The 15226-nt window shown below is 63.2% G+C and carries 13 protein-coding genes and 3 pseudogenes; 9 read left to right on the top strand and 7 right to left on the bottom strand.

From position 1 onward, the window contains the following. Window positions 1–625 precede the first annotated feature (625 nt). On the bottom strand, window positions 626–946 hold the full coding sequence (locus ACLFLU_RS07465) for a DUF736 domain-containing protein (RefSeq protein WP_426411647.1): 321 nt from the start codon (window positions 944–946) through the stop codon (window positions 626–628). Window positions 947–1361: 415 nt separating this feature from the next. Between ACLFLU_RS07465 and ACLFLU_RS07460 the strand changes: the two are divergent. Continuing rightward, window positions 1362–1445, top strand: a pseudogene (locus tag ACLFLU_RS07460) (type II toxin-antitoxin system ParD family antitoxin); the annotation flags it as partial. Window positions 1446–1592: 147 nt separating this feature from the next. Here ACLFLU_RS07460 and ACLFLU_RS07455 read toward each other — a convergent pair. The 6 genes from ACLFLU_RS07455 to ACLFLU_RS07430 all read right to left on the bottom strand — a co-directional run bounded on the left by ACLFLU_RS07455 (window position 1593) and on the right by ACLFLU_RS07430 (window position 7601). After that, on the bottom strand, window positions 1593–2465 hold the full coding sequence (locus ACLFLU_RS07455) for a nucleotidyl transferase AbiEii/AbiGii toxin family protein (RefSeq protein WP_426411646.1): 873 nt from the start codon (window positions 2463–2465) through the stop codon (window positions 1593–1595). Continuing rightward, window positions 2458–3045 (bottom strand): type IV toxin-antitoxin system AbiEi family antitoxin domain-containing protein, encoded by a 588-nt coding sequence (locus tag ACLFLU_RS07450; protein WP_426411645.1) that lies wholly within the window; start codon window positions 3043–3045, stop codon window positions 2458–2460. Before ACLFLU_RS07450 ends, ACLFLU_RS07455 begins: the two co-directional genes overlap by 8 nt. Window positions 3046–3579: 534 nt before the next feature. Beyond that, a complete protein-coding gene (locus tag ACLFLU_RS07445; protein ID WP_426411644.1) occupies window positions 3580–3900 on the bottom strand; it encodes a DUF736 domain-containing protein in 321 nt (106 codons plus the stop codon). Between the two features lie 562 nt (window positions 3901–4462). After that, on the bottom strand, window positions 4463–4909 hold the full coding sequence (locus tag ACLFLU_RS07440) for a hypothetical protein (RefSeq protein ID WP_426411643.1): 447 nt from the start codon (window positions 4907–4909) through the stop codon (window positions 4463–4465). Between the two features lie 233 nt (window positions 4910–5142). Next, window positions 5143–6072 carry a DUF2493 domain-containing protein gene (locus tag ACLFLU_RS07435; RefSeq protein WP_426413923.1) on the bottom strand — a complete coding sequence of 310 codons (930 nt, stop codon included), beginning with the start codon at window positions 6070–6072 and terminating at the stop codon, window positions 5143–5145. A 596-nt stretch (window positions 6073–6668) separates the two neighbouring features. Next, window positions 6669–7601: a polyprenyl synthetase family protein gene (locus ACLFLU_RS07430; RefSeq protein ID WP_426411642.1), complete on the bottom strand. Its 933-nt coding sequence runs from the start codon at window positions 7599–7601 to the stop codon at window positions 6669–6671. 142 nt (window positions 7602–7743) lie between these two features. On the opposite strand from ACLFLU_RS07430, the pseudogene ACLFLU_RS07425 reads away from it, so the two are divergent. The 8 genes and pseudogenes from ACLFLU_RS07425 to ACLFLU_RS07390 form a co-directional block, all read left to right on the top strand. Then, window positions 7744–8291: pseudogene (locus tag ACLFLU_RS07425) on the top strand (IS6 family transposase); the annotation flags it as partial. A gap of 685 nt (window positions 8292–8976) precedes the next feature. After that, window positions 8977–9564: a hypothetical protein gene (locus ACLFLU_RS07420; RefSeq protein ID WP_426411641.1), complete on the top strand. Its 588-nt coding sequence runs from the start codon at window positions 8977–8979 to the stop codon at window positions 9562–9564. A 215-nt stretch (window positions 9565–9779) separates the two neighbouring features. After that, on the top strand, window positions 9780–10982 hold the full coding sequence (locus ACLFLU_RS07415) for a cytochrome P450 (protein WP_426413922.1): 1203 nt from the start codon (window positions 9780–9782) through the stop codon (window positions 10980–10982). 93 nt (window positions 10983–11075) lie between these two features. Continuing rightward, on the top strand, window positions 11076–12365 hold the full coding sequence (locus ACLFLU_RS07410) for a cytochrome P450 (RefSeq protein WP_426411640.1): 1290 nt from the start codon (window positions 11076–11078) through the stop codon (window positions 12363–12365). A gap of 1 nt (window position 12366) precedes the next feature. After that, window positions 12367–12675, top strand: a complete 309-nt coding sequence (locus ACLFLU_RS07405; RefSeq protein ID WP_270163345.1) for a ferredoxin — start codon at window positions 12367–12369, stop codon at window positions 12673–12675. Next, on the top strand, window positions 12662–13507 hold the full coding sequence (locus tag ACLFLU_RS07400) for an SDR family oxidoreductase (RefSeq protein WP_426411639.1): 846 nt from the start codon (window positions 12662–12664) through the stop codon (window positions 13505–13507). The genes ACLFLU_RS07405 and ACLFLU_RS07400 overlap by 14 nt, the downstream gene beginning before the upstream one ends. Continuing rightward, window positions 13507–14850 (top strand): cytochrome P450, encoded by a 1344-nt coding sequence (locus ACLFLU_RS07395; protein ID WP_426411638.1) that lies wholly within the window; start codon window positions 13507–13509, stop codon window positions 14848–14850. The genes ACLFLU_RS07400 and ACLFLU_RS07395 overlap by 1 nt, the downstream gene beginning before the upstream one ends. A 154-nt stretch (window positions 14851–15004) precedes the next feature. Further along, window positions 15005–15168 (top strand): annotated as a pseudogene (locus tag ACLFLU_RS07390) (polyprenyl synthetase family protein); the annotation flags it as partial. Window positions 15169–15226: the final 58 nt, after the last annotated feature.

Here is a 15226-nt window from a genome sequence, read left to right as displayed (position 1 = left end):
GGATGCGGCAAGCGGTTCTGGCTTGAATGATTCTGACCGAGCTGTACTGCGTGAGTTTCTGCTCGCGTCGACAACCGAGAATTTCGGAATCAAGTTTTCGATCCCATGCGGAATGGAATCGCAGGGCTCCCCAGATGGACGTTGTATCGACAGCCGGCGTTGACGCTAAGACAGAACGAAAATCGGAAACATCCAGTTTTCGTCATGCACCTCAAATCGACAGACAACGAGGGAGCCGATGCAGGGTCTTGTCCATCGCAACGTAGGCGCGCGTTCATGCGGGGTCCTTCTTCAAGATCGACCGTGACCAGAACATAAGGGGAGGTCTGGATTAAAAACTGGCAGGAAGGCATGATGCGTTCGCGGTCCAGCTATGGACGTTTCCCTGGATGCTTCGATCCAGTCGAATTGAAAGGCAGCCATCGCACACTGGGCGTGGCTACCCCTCCGTGCGCTGAATAGATTCCCGCTGGAGCCAACTGCGACGATAGCCAAAATCCCGACGACGTATGCCGCGAAAGGCGACCAGTGCGAGGCGCCGAAGGGCAGTGGCCTCAACAATGCATTGATGCGCACCTGAGAGAGAAGCCCCGTCCGGCGGACCGGGCGGGGCTTTTTGGCGACCTCAGTCGTCGTGCTTACGGGGCCGCGACCAGATCAGGCTGAAGCCGTCGCCGTCCTCGTCGTTGAACAGGTTCGCGTAGATCGGCGCGTTGAACGAGGGGTCGTCGAGCTTGAGCGAGAGATAGTCGCGGCCCTCCTCGGAGCGCTTCGACCAGGCGGCCCCGATCTCGGCCCGGCCGACGAAGACGCGGTGGCTCGGGGCGTTCTCGTTGGTGCGGTTGGCCTCGGGCACGATGCGGACGCCCTTGGTCTGGAGGCTGAGGGTGACGATCTCGCCCTGGAAGTCGCTGCCGATCTTCTTGAAAGAACCGATGGTAGCCATGTTACTTCTCCTTAGCTAGTTTCGAGCCGCGACCACCGCGGCCTCGATGGCGATCTACAGGCCGAAGACGATCGACGACGCACCCGCCTGCGGGCCGCAGCGCAGCGGAGGACGCCAGCGGGGCGACTTTCTTGCCTCGCGAGGAATGGGCGTAGCCCAGGGGAAGAAAGTCGAGCCGCTGGCGTTGCGTTCAGGCGATCGAGGCGCAGCCGCTCTTCGGCCAGATCGAGCCATCAAGAGGCCAGGTGGTCCGTGCGCTGAACAGCATCCCCGGAAGAAGTTGTGGCGCCGCTCGGTTGGGCTGCACAAGAGGTCGCTGCGCTCAGGCGTAGAGTTGGAAACAAAAGCGGAGAAAGGGCGAACACGGTGAGCCAGCCACGATGAGATGACCCGGCTATGAGCATAGGAGGACCATGTGGCCACCAGCTACATCGGCGGCAAGCACTACGACAACTTCATCAAAGATCTCGTCGCTAGCGGCCGATACGCCACCGCCAGCGAAGTCATGCGGGAAGGGCTGCGGCTTGTCGAAGAACGCGAGCAGCTTCGCGCTGCAAGACTGCGAGGCCACTGCCAGTGGAGCGCGGTTTTGAACAGATTGCTGTTGATGCCGGTTATTTTGATCCGGGCAACCATGAGAGCTCCATCAATCGTCCTTCAATTTCCGCGCCTTTTCTGCATGCGGCATCAGGAAAATGGCAAGCGCGGTGACAACATCGGCAAGCGGTCCAGGATCGATAGCGACGTCCTGAACGAACGCGTTCCATTGCTGAACCTTGGTCGCGTCGTCGGTGAAAGCCTTCGTGAGAGCATCCGGCCGGTCTTCGGGGATCTTGGTCTTACGCCGCGTGAAGGTCGCTTTGATTGCGCGTGGAAGGCGGTCATCCTTGAATTCATAGGTTCGGGCCAGCACCCAGATATCGTAGAAATCCTTCAGGCGCGTATTTGCCAACCCGAGATGCACCATTGCTTGAAACTTCTCGGCGATGACGGTTTCGGGTGGATAGGCGCGCAGCTTCGGGGCTGGCTGATCGAGCAGTGTCAGCAGTTCGATCTCATTCAGTCCAGGTTCGGTAGCGTCGCCATAGCCGATATCGATAACGATGCGCAAACGCGCCCCGTCGATCGTCGCGTAGCATTTGAGGCGCAGCCCACCATAGCCTGACTCATCGCGGACCGTATCGACTTCAAGGCTGCCGGTATCGAACGTCACGCCGTCGACAGCTTGAGTTTCACAAATTTCCTTGAAGAAGCCACGCGTCAGTTGTGGGTCACTCTCGCCGAAGCCGAGCAGGTCGAGATCGCGGGTTGGCCGATGCGGATCATGGAGCCAGTAGCGCAGCAACATCGCACCTTTGAGTGCAAATTGTTCCTTGTACTTGCTGATGCTGAGCCGGTAGAGCAACCTTTCAAGCGCGTATTGTGTAAGCAGAAGGTCGTACGGCTCGTTGCGTTCTTTCGAAAGGTTGAGGAGGCGGGCGCGGATGGAAGCTCCGACGTTCTTCAGCGGCTTACGCATCGATTGTTAGTGTCTCAAGACGCGGTTGAACGATTTTTTGCCATATGCCCGCATCGACGGCGTATTTTGCGATTTCAGAAGGTGTCGCCTTGTGCCGTCGAAGAGCGTCTTTCATCGCTTGCGTGGCATGCGTGACGCCTGCGGATGCGTTATAGAATGCCTTTTGGCGCTGGCCACTCTTGAACAGATCGACGATGGTTTTTGCCGGGGTGTAGATCGGCACTGAAACACCTTCGATGGTGTGATGCTCAACGCCCAAGTCGAACTCCTTGCGACCGAAGCGCATGATTTCAATACGAGGACGTGTAATGTTGGGCCGCCAATCACGCGGGCCGATCGCCATCCACACAGAGCGCGGGATACGGTCTGTCAGTTCATGAAAGGCGAGTGCAGAGTCATAACAAATGACTCCAATAGGAACGAGTTTCGCGGCGACGGCGAGCGTGTGATTGCCGTCCAGGAGCGCGTCAGGGAGCTGGTAGAGGCCGCGAGCAAGTTGATTGAGTGCCCCCTTTCGCTCCATCCGGGAAATGGTTGCTGCCGTGATACCTTCGTTGAGGAATTCGGAAAGGCGCATCATGCCCCGCGTCCGGAGAAGCAAAGTCGCTCGATCCTCCTGGCGTTCCGGTTCCATTCTCATGAATCCTGTATGATAGAAAACCTTGCAAATGTCAAGATATTGCGCAAGGTAATCTATCGTGCAGGATATTGAAATAACTGAACAATTCTAAGGTCCTTAGAACCGGCGGTGCTCCTCCCCTAATTTACGGGGGCTTCTGGGAAGGCCATGCCGCGTGCCTCATGCTGGTCGTCTGGATCTCCTCGTGCCGATATGCGGCGAAGCGAAAGACCGTCCAAAGAATTCAAATGCATACACGCCACAGCTAAGCGGCGGGCCATCGTCGTCGTCGATCGACTTGCGCGCAGTTTAGGAGTTGAGGCGGCGGACCTTTTGACCCGGCCGTCTGGCACGGGTGCCAACAAGAGACGCGCGGCAGACTGAATAGCCGGTGGGGAGCCGAGCGGCTCGACCAGGCCGCAATGCATCCGAACGAGCAGTTGCCTCGAATTGAGAAGCACCGCCCGGCGGACCGGGCGGGGCTTTTTGGCGACCTCAGTCGCCGTGCTTACGGGGCCGCGACCAGATTAGGCTGAAGCCGTCGCCGTCCTCGTCGTTGAACAGGTTCGCGTAGATCGGTGCGTTGAACGAGGGGTCGTCGAGCTTGAGCGAGAGATAGTCGCGGCCCTCCTCGGAGCGCTTCGACCAGGCGGCCCCGATCTCGGCCCGGCCGACGAAGACGCGGTGGCTCGGGGCGTTCTCGTTGGTGCGGTTGGCCTCGGGCACGATGCGGACGCCCTTGGTCTGGAGGCTGAGGGTGACGATCTCGCCCTGGAAGTCGCTGCCGATCTTCTTGAAAGAACCGATGGTAGCCATGTTACTTCTCCTTAGCTAGTTTCGAGCCGCGACCACCGCGGCCTCGATGGCGATCTACAGGCCGAAGACGATCGACGACGCACCCGCCCGCGGGCCGCAGCGCAGCGGAGGACGCCAGCGGGGCGACTTTCTTGCCTCGCGAGGAATGGGCGTAGCCCAGGGGAAGAAAGTCGAGCCGCTGGCGTTGCGTTCAGGCGATCGAGGCGCAGCCGCTCTTCGGCCAGATCGAGCCATCAAGAGGCCAGGTGGTCCGTGCGCTGAACAGCATCCCCGGAAGAAGTTGTGGCGCCGCTCGGTTGGGCTGCACAAGAGGTCGCTGCGCTCAGGCGTAGAGTTGGAAACAAAAGCGAAGAAAGGGCGATCGCGTTTGCCGTGAACCATCGGCGATGAGATGCCCCTGGCTGGTGCCTTCCGCCGGGAGGTCAGGTGCCGGGTGCCAAAGCCTTCGAGAACGCCGCGACTATTTCTCGCTCAAGCTCGTCGATCCAGCCAGCGCTTGGAACTGAGCAGCCTCAGCGTCGAGACCCAAGGCTCATTCCTTTCGCGTCTCGGCCGAGAGGGGCTACTGATGTTCCTCCAGCAAAGCCTCGCCCAATGCCGGAGGCTCCGCAAAGCTGGTTATCCGTCTCCACGCCATGCCGGCGATGGCAAAAGCGCCCATCCAGCTGAAGATATCCTGCCAAAGTGAGGATGGCATCGCGATTTGCGACAGGCCATGAGCGAGGTGATAGCCCGCGACAGCCGCCGGGACGGTGAAAGCTGCGGCAATCACCGCGCGCACGAAGGTGGATCGAGCCCAGATCAAGGCGGTTTGACCGATGAGAACGGTCACGGCGCCGGCAAGAATCGCGACCAGAGCGGCGGAGGCAATGCTTGCCCCAACGTGAACAGCCGACAATCCTGCGGAAAGCGCAACGAAATATGGCAGCGCGTAGACAGCAAGGATGAGACCCAGCCAGCAGAACAGGCCGATGCCAAGCACATTGAGGGCGAGTGCGATGATAAGCATGGTGGTGGCTCCGCGACAAAACACATGACGCTCGCGCCTTCCACCACCACCACGGCGCGACGAGAATAATAGCGCAGAATGGGCCGCTGTGCGAGTGCGTGGCCTCGTCCGTCGAAGCGGACAAGAGAACCGAAGCTTTTGCTCGAGCGCTATACGGTCGCATCAGAGAATTTGCACTGATCTGCTTGGCGAACTTGGTCCTCGACGAAGATGCAGCCGATGGGCGACGGCGCTTACGCGCCGCCGAACTTCCAGACGGGAATGCCGAGCTTCCTGGCCTTGTCGGCAAGGTTGTCCTGTATCCCGGTGCCCGGAAAGTGCATGAGACCGATCGGCAGCACTGCAAGCATGGCGTCGTTGCGCTTGAACGGAGCTGCCTTACCGTGCTTGGTCCAGTCCGGCTTGAAGGCGACCTGGGGAACCTTGCGGTTCGTCGCCCATTTTGCGGCGATCAGCTCGGCGCCCTTCGGCGAGCCACCGTGGAGCAGCACCATGTTCCGGTGCTTGGCATGGGCCTTGTCGAGGCGGTCCCAGATCAGGGCGACGTCGTTAAAATCGAGTCCACCGGTGAGCGCGATCTTGGGTCCCGACGGCAGCAACGCCTCGGTGTCCGCGCGACGTTTGGCAGCCAGGAAATCGCGGCTGTCGATCATCGCAGAGGTGAGCGTGCGATGATTGACGAGTGACCCGGAACGGGGGCGCCAGGGCGAACCGGTATGAAGCTCGAATTGCTCAGTCGCCAGATCGCGGAACAGCTCCATGGCGTTGCGGCGTTCGATCAAAGTGACGCCTTCGGCCGTGAGCCTTTCCAGTTCGACCGATCGCACCTCCGATCCATTCTGCTCGCGCTGGCTCTTTTGCTGGGCTTTTTCGTTGTCGTCGAGTTCGCGCTCGATGCGGCCCGTGGCGCGATGGAAGAGATTGACGGTCGACCAGAGGAGATCTTCGAGGTCGGGTTCAAGCCGTGTGTCGCTCAGGGTCGCCACGAGCGCATCAAAGATGTCGGCGATCGCGCCTGTGATGGCCTTGGCTTCCGGGAGCGGCCTTGGGTCAGGCTCGTCGTGAAAGGGACGATGGCCATAGAGCTGAAGCTCGTTGAGGATATGATCGGTCGGTGATGAGCCGTGCGGCGGTTCGAACTGGCTGTCGTCGTGTTCGGTCATCATGGCTTAGGGTCCTTTGCCGTTCGGCCGCGCCCATCGCGGCCTTCGTGGCGATCACCAGACGGCGGGCGGAACGGACCAGAACCCGGAGGCGTCAGCCGACGGGCCGCAGCGAAGCGGAGGATGGCAGAGGTGCGGCTATTTTGTTTCGCGATGCAAAGGCGCGTGAGCGCCGGCGGAAAATAGCCGCACCTCTGCCATTGCCGGGCCGGGCCGCTTGCCGTCCGATCGCCCTCTAGAAGGCCCTGGACGCGGCCCTGTCTGGCAAAGGCAGCCCACGCAATGACCGGTCAGGATGATAGCGAGTTCAAATTGCGTGGCGCTATCCCCCGTAGCGCCCTTCGGACGCGGCAGAACGCGGGCGATATCCTCGGGCACGAGTTGTGCGCGCAAGGCTGAGTTGGATTTCGACCACCAGGAGATTGCCTTTGACGCAGCCGAATGTCGCGAGCCGCGCTTCTGCACGAGCAATGAGCGTCTGCCCTCTAGCTTTTCCCGTGAGACTTCAGCACGGCGATCAGAAATCCAGCCTCGATGTCGATCGCATCCAGCCATGACGGAGCCAACGACCAGATTTCCTTGCTGTAATTCATTTCTCATAAAGGTTGGACGCATTCCAGCGCCGCTTGTTGGATCAGTCCGGCTTTTCCCGGGCCCGCTACGCCCTTGCAAAGCGCCTGGTTCAGCCAGTCAACGAGGGACCCTTTGTGAGGGCTGGCAGGAATGGTATCACTTATCTGTTCGAGATAGGCGTAAAATTTGGCGGCTGCGCTATCCAACCCTTGGCTGCGAACGATATTGGGTCGATTCAGTTGCGTGTCCACGGCACGCAATTTGCCAAGCACCTCGGCGCGGCCGACCGTGTCTGCGATGTCGTCGGCGATCTGGTACGCATGCCCGAGCAGTTCCCCCACCTTCGCCCATGGGGCCGGGTCAGCGCCACCTGTCAGGGCGCCGCACGTGGCCGCCGCCACAAAGAGGGAGCCGGTCTTGTAATGGTGATAGCGGTCGATTGGGACGTGCGTCATGGCCTCCATCGACTGTCCGGCGATCAGCCCATGACTGGGCCCGACCGCCTCCGCGACCACCTCGATCATGCGCGCGACCAACTCAGGTGCCCGCGCAGCCTGCCGGCTGAGGTGTTTGAAAGCCGTCACGATCAAGGCATCGCCGGCCAGAACGGCGGTCGGCTCTCCGAATAGCCGGTGCACCGTCGGTTTGCCGCGGCGCAGCGCGGCGTTATCGAAGCAAGGCAGGTCGTCATGGACCAACGAGGCACAGTGCAGCAATTCGATTGCTGCCGCAGCTCTTGCAGCCAGCTCCGGATGGCTTGCGCCGGATGCATTGAAGACTTTCAAGCAGAGCCTGGGGCGCATCCGGGCGCCACCTGGAAACACTGCCGCTTCTAGCGCTTCCCGCAAGTGAGTCGGCGACTCCGGACTCAGAGCACTCCCCATCGCGGCTCGCAGCGCCTGCTCGATGAGTTCGTCGCTACCGCCAACCACATCGACTGGGTGACTCGAAATCATATCGCATCTCCACTTTTGAGACAAAAACCGGAATTGGGCGTGGTTCAACCGGTGCCGAATGAAAGGCCAATTTTGCGTCTCTTCAGATTCTGGGGCACCGTCAAGTCAACGAATTGGAACGGCCAAGGGGTTGGCGACCGGCATGCCGACCGCACGGGGCCCTCTTTATCGGCGCATCGTTTCCCATCGGAAGTGATCAGCTATGCCGTCTGGTTGTATTTCCGGCTTTCCTTAAGCTTTCGCATGGTCGAGGAAACGCTGGCGGCGCGTGGCATTGGCGTGACCTACCGTGCGCCAGTGGGGACGTAAATCCGGCAAGGCGTTCTCCCATCGGGATCCACCGGCGCACTCCCACTCGCGGCGGCATGGCATCTGGACGAATTCGTTATCTCGATCGCGCGAACAACATTGGCTCTGGCGCGCTGTCGACCAGAATGGCGTCGTTCTCGACGTCTTGATCCAAAGCCGAAGAGACTCGCGCGCTGCGCAGCGGCTCATGACGAAGCTCTTTAAATCCGCCGGCACCCGCCGCGCGTGATGATCGCTGACAAGCTCCGTTCGTAGGGCGCGACGAGGGCGATGATGGGCGTTCACGTCGAACATCGCTGGCACAAATCTCTCAACAATCGGGCCGAGGATTCTCATCAGCCGACGCGGCGACGCCAGCGGATCATGAAGCTTTTCAAATCGAGAAACCGTTGAGCCTGATGGGACGGCCGAATCTCGAACCTTTGATAATCGACTCCTTCAGCTCAGCGGTCGATGACGTTGACGATGCCTGTTCGCCTTACCCTTTGCGCGAAAGCGCTTGCGCAGATGGGCTGCCATCTCAAGCTATTGGTCATGGTTGATAGTCGCGACTGGAGCTTGGACCGGAACACCTGACCGGTCAGGGATCTGGGACCTAATTAGCAATTGGTGTGCCACCAGAGCATTTGTGCAGTGAATGCTTCGATGGCGACGAAGGGTGCGCCTCGCCGGTGCGAGCCCCGAGGTTCAAAGGTTGAGTTGCGGACATTGTGTCACCGGCCAGATACGGATGAACACGGTCAAATCTCCGAGCGACCAGTCTGAAGGACAACCCAGCAATATGCGAGCTAATCGGGTCGAGCACCTTTCAAATGCAGCACGCGGGCGCTCGCGTCATGCCGTTTCCAGGACCTACAAGCAGCCCGCGGTGTGCTGCCTCCGAGTCATCCCAACTGATCGAACTAGCACTGAGAATGTGCGCAATCGCACACGATTGTCAGCTTTGCGTCCATTGCCGTCGATTCGATGCTCATCCGTAACGCTCATCCTTGGAGTATCAGCATTTTCGCCCCGGCATGACAGTTGCTCTGTTCTCGGCAATCTCGACAGACCATCGATCTGACGCGTGACCGCCGCCTTGAAAGTATTCGACGACATGCTCGCGCATATTCCGCAAGAGCAGGCCTTTGTCGGACACTTGCTGCGCCGGTTGTCGGCATTGAGACTCAATGCCGGAAACCTGACACGACGCGCCGCTACGAAGTGCCTGATGAGCCTGCGAATTCACTTCGGCACGCGATTTGCTCTGTTCACGGCATCATCACCAATCGCAGTGCGATGGTCTTCGGGACGGACACGGCGCGCGTCGCTGTTCGCGTCTGGTCCGTTCCGACGGTTTGCAGTGGCAATGACTTGGCGCTCGGTTGTGGACCGAAAAAATGCAGGGAAGTGTTGGATGCGATCTGGAGTTCTTCTTTTGGAAGCCACAACAATTGCGCCCGTCGCGAGCGATGCAACCAAAGCGGCAGACCTTGAGCCAGGCGTGAAACTGCCACCGGCGGTGTGGGACTGGTCCGGAGGCTATATTGGCGGACACGTCGGTGGCGGGTTCGGTCGAACCTCCTTCACCAATCCCTACGGTCAGTCGATCTATGGCGATGCCGACAGGTTCGATGTCATCCGGCGGCACAACCCGCATTTGTTGTTCGGCTAGGGGCCGCATGTCTGCCTGGGCGCCGCGGCTAGCACGCCTGGAATTGCGATGCGCCTTCCCCGCGCTGTTCGCGGAGGATCTGGCGCTGAGCATCGCCGCGGAGGACGTCGTCGACATGCCGTCCTACGTCATTCGCTGCCCGCAGCGCCTGCCGGTCACCTTCCGCCCTTCGATCGCTGAGAGAGTGAAGTGCCACCATGTCCGAACAACCCTTGATGTCCGAACAACCCTTGCCGACGCTGCCGATGTGGCGCGTCGATCACATCGAGCCCTCGCCCGAGATGTTGGCGCTAAGCGCCAACGGTCCGATCCACCGCGTGCGCTTCCCGTCCGGGCACGAAGGCTGGTGGGTGACAGGCTACGACGAGGTCAAGGCGGTACTGTCCGACGCGGCGTTCCGGCCCGCGGGAATGCCGCCGGCGGCATTCACCCCGGATTCGGTGATTCTCGGTTCGCCGGGATGGCTGGTCTCGCACGAGGGGGGCGAGCATGCCCGGTTACGCGCGATCGTGGCGCCGGCCTTCGGCAACCGCAGGATGAAGCTGCTAACGCAGCAGGCCGAAGCGATCGCCGCGCACTTGTTCGAGACGCTGGCGGCCCAGCCCCAGCCCGCCAACCTGCGGCGCCACCTCTCCTTTCCGCTTCCGGCCATGGTCATCAGCGCGCTGATGGGCGTGCTCTACGAGGATCACGTCTTTTTCGCCGGGCTGTCCGACGAGGTGATGACGCACCAGCATGAAAGCGGCCCGCGCAGCGCGTCGCGCCTGGCCTGGGACGAACTGCGCGCCTACATTCGCGGCAAGATGCGGGACAAGCGCCAGGATCCGGGCGACAATCTACTGACGGATCTGCTTGCAGCGGTCGACCAGGGCAAGGCGACCGAGGAAGAGGCGATCGGCCTGGCGGCGGGCATGCTGGTGGCGGGGCACGAGAGCACCGTCGCGCAGATCGAATTCGGCCTGCTGGCCATGCTCCGCCATCCGCAACAGCGCGAACGCCTGGTCGGCGATCCATCCCTGCTGGATAAGGCGGTGGAGGAAATCCTGCGCATGTACCCGCCGGGCGCGGGCTGGGACGGCATCATGCGCTATCCGAGGACCGACGTGACCATCGCGGGCGTGCATATTCCCGCGGAGAGCAAGGTGCTGGTCGGTCTGCCGGCGACGTCGTTCGATCCGCGCCATTTCGACGACCCGGAAATCTTCGACATCGGACGCGACGGGAAGCCGCACCTGGCGTTCTCCCACGGGCCGCACCAGTGCATCGGCGTGGCGCTGGCGAGGCTCGAACTCAAATTGGTGTTCGGTTCGATCTTCCAGCGCTTTCCCGCGCTGCGCCTGGCTGTGGCGCCCGAAGAACTGAAGTTGCGCAAGGAGATCATCACTGGCGGGTTCGAGGAGTTCCCGGTGCTCTGGTGATGCGCGGACGCCGCCGCGGATCGCGATCTTCTCCGCAATTTTCCAGCGCGCCTGGCGCGCGCCGGTCAGATCAGTCAGCCAACAGGTAACAAGATGGACGTGCCAGACACCACGGCAGCATGCCAGGACGCCTTCGCCGAACTGGCGTCGCCGGCGTGCATCTGCGACCCCTATCCGTTCATGCGGTGGTTGCGCGAGCACGATCCGGTGCATTGCGCGGCGTCGGGCCTCTTTCTGTTGAGCCGCCACGCCGACATCTACTGGGCGCTCGAGGCCACGGGCGATGCGTTTCGGGGACCGGCGCCGGGCGAACTGGCGCGCTATTTCCCGCGTGCGGCGACCAGCCTGTCGCTCAATCTGCTGGCGTCCACGCTAGGGATGGAGAACCAACCGACGCATACGCGTCTGCGCCGGTTGATCTCGCGCGATTTCACCATACGCCAGATCGACAACCTGCGGCCGAGCATCGCGCGCATCGCCGCAGCGCGACTGGACGGCATGGCGCCCGCGCTGGAGCGCGGGGATGCGGTGGACCTGCATCGGGAATTCGCGCTGGCCTTGCCCATGCTGGTCTTCGCCGAACTGTTCGGCATGCCCCAGGAGGACATGTTCGGGCTCGCCGCCGGCATCGGCGCCATTCTGGAAGGCCTGAGCCCGCACGCCAGCGATCCCCAGCTCGCCGCGGCGGACGCGGCGAGCGCCAGGGTAAAGGCCTACTTCGGCGACCTCATACAGCGCAAGCGCACCGATCCCCGCCACGACATCGTGTCAATGCTGGTCGGCGCACACGACGACGATGCCGACACGCTGTCGGATGCGGAGTTGATCAGCATGCTGTGGGGCATGCTGCTGGGCGGCTTCGCCACCACGGCTGCGACCATCGACCATGCGGTCCTGGCGATGTTGGCGTATCCCGAACAGCGGCACTGGCTGCAGGGAGACGCCGTGGGGGTGAAGGCATTCGTCGAAGAAGTCCTGCGCTGCGACGCGCCCGCCATGTTCAGCTCCATTCCGCGTATCGCCCAGCGCGACATCGAACTGGGCGGCGTGGTGATCCCGAAGAACGCGGACGTGCGCGTGCTGATCGCGGCCGGCAATCGCGACCCGGACGCCTTCGCCGATCCCGACCGCTTCGATCCCGCGCGGTTCTACGGCACCAGTCCTGGCATGTCGACCGACGGGAAGATCATGCTGAGCTTCGGCCACGGCATCCACTTCTGCCTCGGTGCGCAACTGGCCCGGGTGCAGTTGGCCGAGAGCCTGCCGCGGATCGAGGCGCGCTTCCCCACACTGGCATTGGACGAGCAGCCGACCCGGGAGCCCTCCGCGTTCCTTAGGACGTTCCGCGCGCTGCCGGTGCGGCTGCATGCGCGGGGAGGCTGAGATGCACGTCGTGGTCGACCAGGATCTGTGCGGAACCACCGGGCAGTGCGTGCTGACGCTGCCGGGCACCTTTCGCCAGCGCGAGCCGGACGGCGTGGCCGAAGTGTGCGTGGCGACGGTCCCGCGGGCGCTGCTCGCCGCCGTGCGACTCGCGGCCAGCCAGTGCCCGGTCGCCGCCATTCGGGTCATCGAAAACGACGCTGGCGATGACGAGCGCGCCATCGCCGACCCTGCGCCTTCTCCGGCGGAGGCCGAGCGGCACGCCGCGAAAGACCAACGCAATCCAGGAGGACACGATGGGACGGTTTGAAGGCAAGGTGGCCGTGGTGACCGGCGCCGGCGCCGGCATCGGCAAGGCATGCGCCCTCGCCATCGCGCGCGAGGACGGCAGAGTGGTGGTGGCCGACATTGATGGCTCGGCGGCCAACGCCTGCACCGCGCAGATCGCGGCCGAAGCGGGCCACGCGCTGGCCCTGGCCATGGACATCGCCGATGCGCAGGCGGTGGCAACGCTGTTCGAGACGGCGGAGCGGCACTTCGGCGGGGTCGACCTGCTGGTGAACAACGCGAGCGCCATGCATCTGACCCCGCGCGACCGCGCGATCCTCGACCTGGACCTGACAGTCTGGGATCAGACCATGGCGACCAATCTGCGCGGCACGCTGCTCTGCTGCCGGCAGGCCATCCCACGGATGATCGCCCGCGGCGGTGGCGCGATCGTCAACATGTCGTCGTGCCAGGGGCTCAGCGGTGACACCGCGCAGACGTCCTACGCCGCGTCGAAGGCGGCGATGAACATGCTGTCGGCCTCGCTCGCCACCCAGTACGGTCATGCGCAGATCCGCTGCAACGCGGTTGCGCCGGGTCTCATCATGACCGAGCGTCTCCTCGCCAAGCTGGACGAGCGCATGCAACGGCATCTGCGCCGTCACCAGCTCCTGCCGCGCGTCGGCCGCCCCGAGGACGTGGCCGCGCTGGTGACGTTCCTGCTCTCCGACGATGCTGCGTTCATCACCGGCCAGGTGGTGTGCATCGACGGCGGCATGCTGGCGCATGTGCCAACATACGCCGACGGCGGCAACAGCCCCGCCGCGCGGCCTGCCGGCGACACCGCGGAAGCCGCCGCGGCGGCGCGCTGCTGATGGACATGCTGCTCAACCCGCTGGACCGTCGGCACCGGCTGCGGTGCGACATCCCGGTCGTGCCCGGCGCTTTCCCCCTGGTCGGGCATCTTCCCGCCATCGTCTGCGACCTGCCGCGCCTGCTGCGGCGCGCGGAGCGGACGCTGGGCAGCCACTTCTGGCTGAATTTCGGCCCTGCCGGACACCTGATGACCTGCGTGGATCCGGATGCGTTCGCACTGCTCCGGCACAAGGACGTGTCCTCGGCGCTGATCGAAGACATCGCGCCCGAATTGTTTAGCGGGACGTTGGTCACCCAGGACGGCGGCGCGCACCGGCAGGCGCGCGATGCGATCAAGGCGGCGTTCCTGCCCAAGGGGCTGACCCAGGCCGGCATCGGCGATCTGTTCGCGCCCGTCATCCGGGCGCGGGTGCAGGCGTGGCGCGACCGCGGCGACGTCACCATCCTGCGCGAAACCGGCGACCTGATGCTCAAGCTCATCTTCAGCCTCATGGGAATCCCCGCGCAGGACCTGCCGGGATGGCATCGCAAGTACCGGCAACTGCTGCAGTTGATCGTCGCGCCCCCGGTCGACCTGCCCGGACTGCCCTTGCGGCGCGGCCGCGCCGCCCGCGACTGGATCGACAGGCAGTTGCGCCAGTACGTGCGCGACGCGCGCGCGCATGCCGCGCGCACCGGGTTGATCAACGACATGGTGAGCGCCTTCGATCGCAGCGACGATGCGCTCTCCGATGACGTCCTGGTCGCCAATATCCGCTTGCTGCTGCTTGGCGGTCACGACACCACCGCCTCGACGATGGCCTGGATGGTGATCGAGCTGGCGCGGCAGCCTATGCTGTGGGACGCCCTGGTCGAGGAGGCGCAACGTGTGGGCGCGGTGCCGACCCGGCACGCGGACCTGGCGCAGTGTCCGGTCGCCGAGGCGCTGTTTCGCGAGACGCTGCGCGTGCATCCGGCGACCACGGTCCTGCCGCGTCGCGCGCTGCAGGACTTGCAACTCGGCCAACGGCGCATTCCCGCGGGCACCGATCTGTGCATCCCGCTGCTGCATTTCTCGACCTCGGCGCAGCTGCACGAGGCGCCTGATCAGTTCCGCCTGGCGCGGTGGCTACAACGCACGGAGCCGATCCGGCCGGTGGACATGCTACAGTTCGGTACCGGCCCACACGTCTGCATCGGCTACCACCTGGTATGGCTGGAACTGGTGCAGTTCTGCATCGCCTTGGCGCTGACCATGCACAAGGCCGGGGTACGGCCGCGGTTGCTGAGCCGCGTCGAAAAGGGCCAGCGCTATTACCCGACCGCACATCCGTCCATGACAATCCGCATCGGATTCTCATGAGCCGACATCGCACGCCCCGTGTGGCGAAGCAGCGGCACCGGCGACGCGCGGCATTGCTGCAGTCGGCGCGCGCGCTCGGTGCGACGCCGGCAACACCGCGGCGGCTCGCCGCTCGCCGTGGCCGTCTCCTGTCAGGTACGAGGACATGAACAACATGCTGACCGGTTCGACGCTACACGACGACCGAACTGGCGTTTCCGCGCTCGGCGGATTGCGCGCGCAGGCGCGCGGCGCATCCAGCAGGCTGCTGCCGGAGATCTCGATGAGGACGGCGCAAAGCGGGTCGAACAGGCGCTGGCGCGTCGTCTCTGCGCCGAACATGCGACGGGCCTGCGGCGACGTGCGCCGCGTCTGCCCGATCCTGGCTCTCGTCAAC

Source organism: Bradyrhizobium ganzhouense (assembly GCF_049949285.1).
Taxonomy (GTDB): Bacteria; Pseudomonadota; Alphaproteobacteria; order Rhizobiales; family Xanthobacteraceae; genus Bradyrhizobium; species Bradyrhizobium ganzhouense.
The sequence above is the reverse complement of the archived record's forward strand: the minus strand, read 5'-3'. Positions and strand labels throughout refer to the sequence as shown.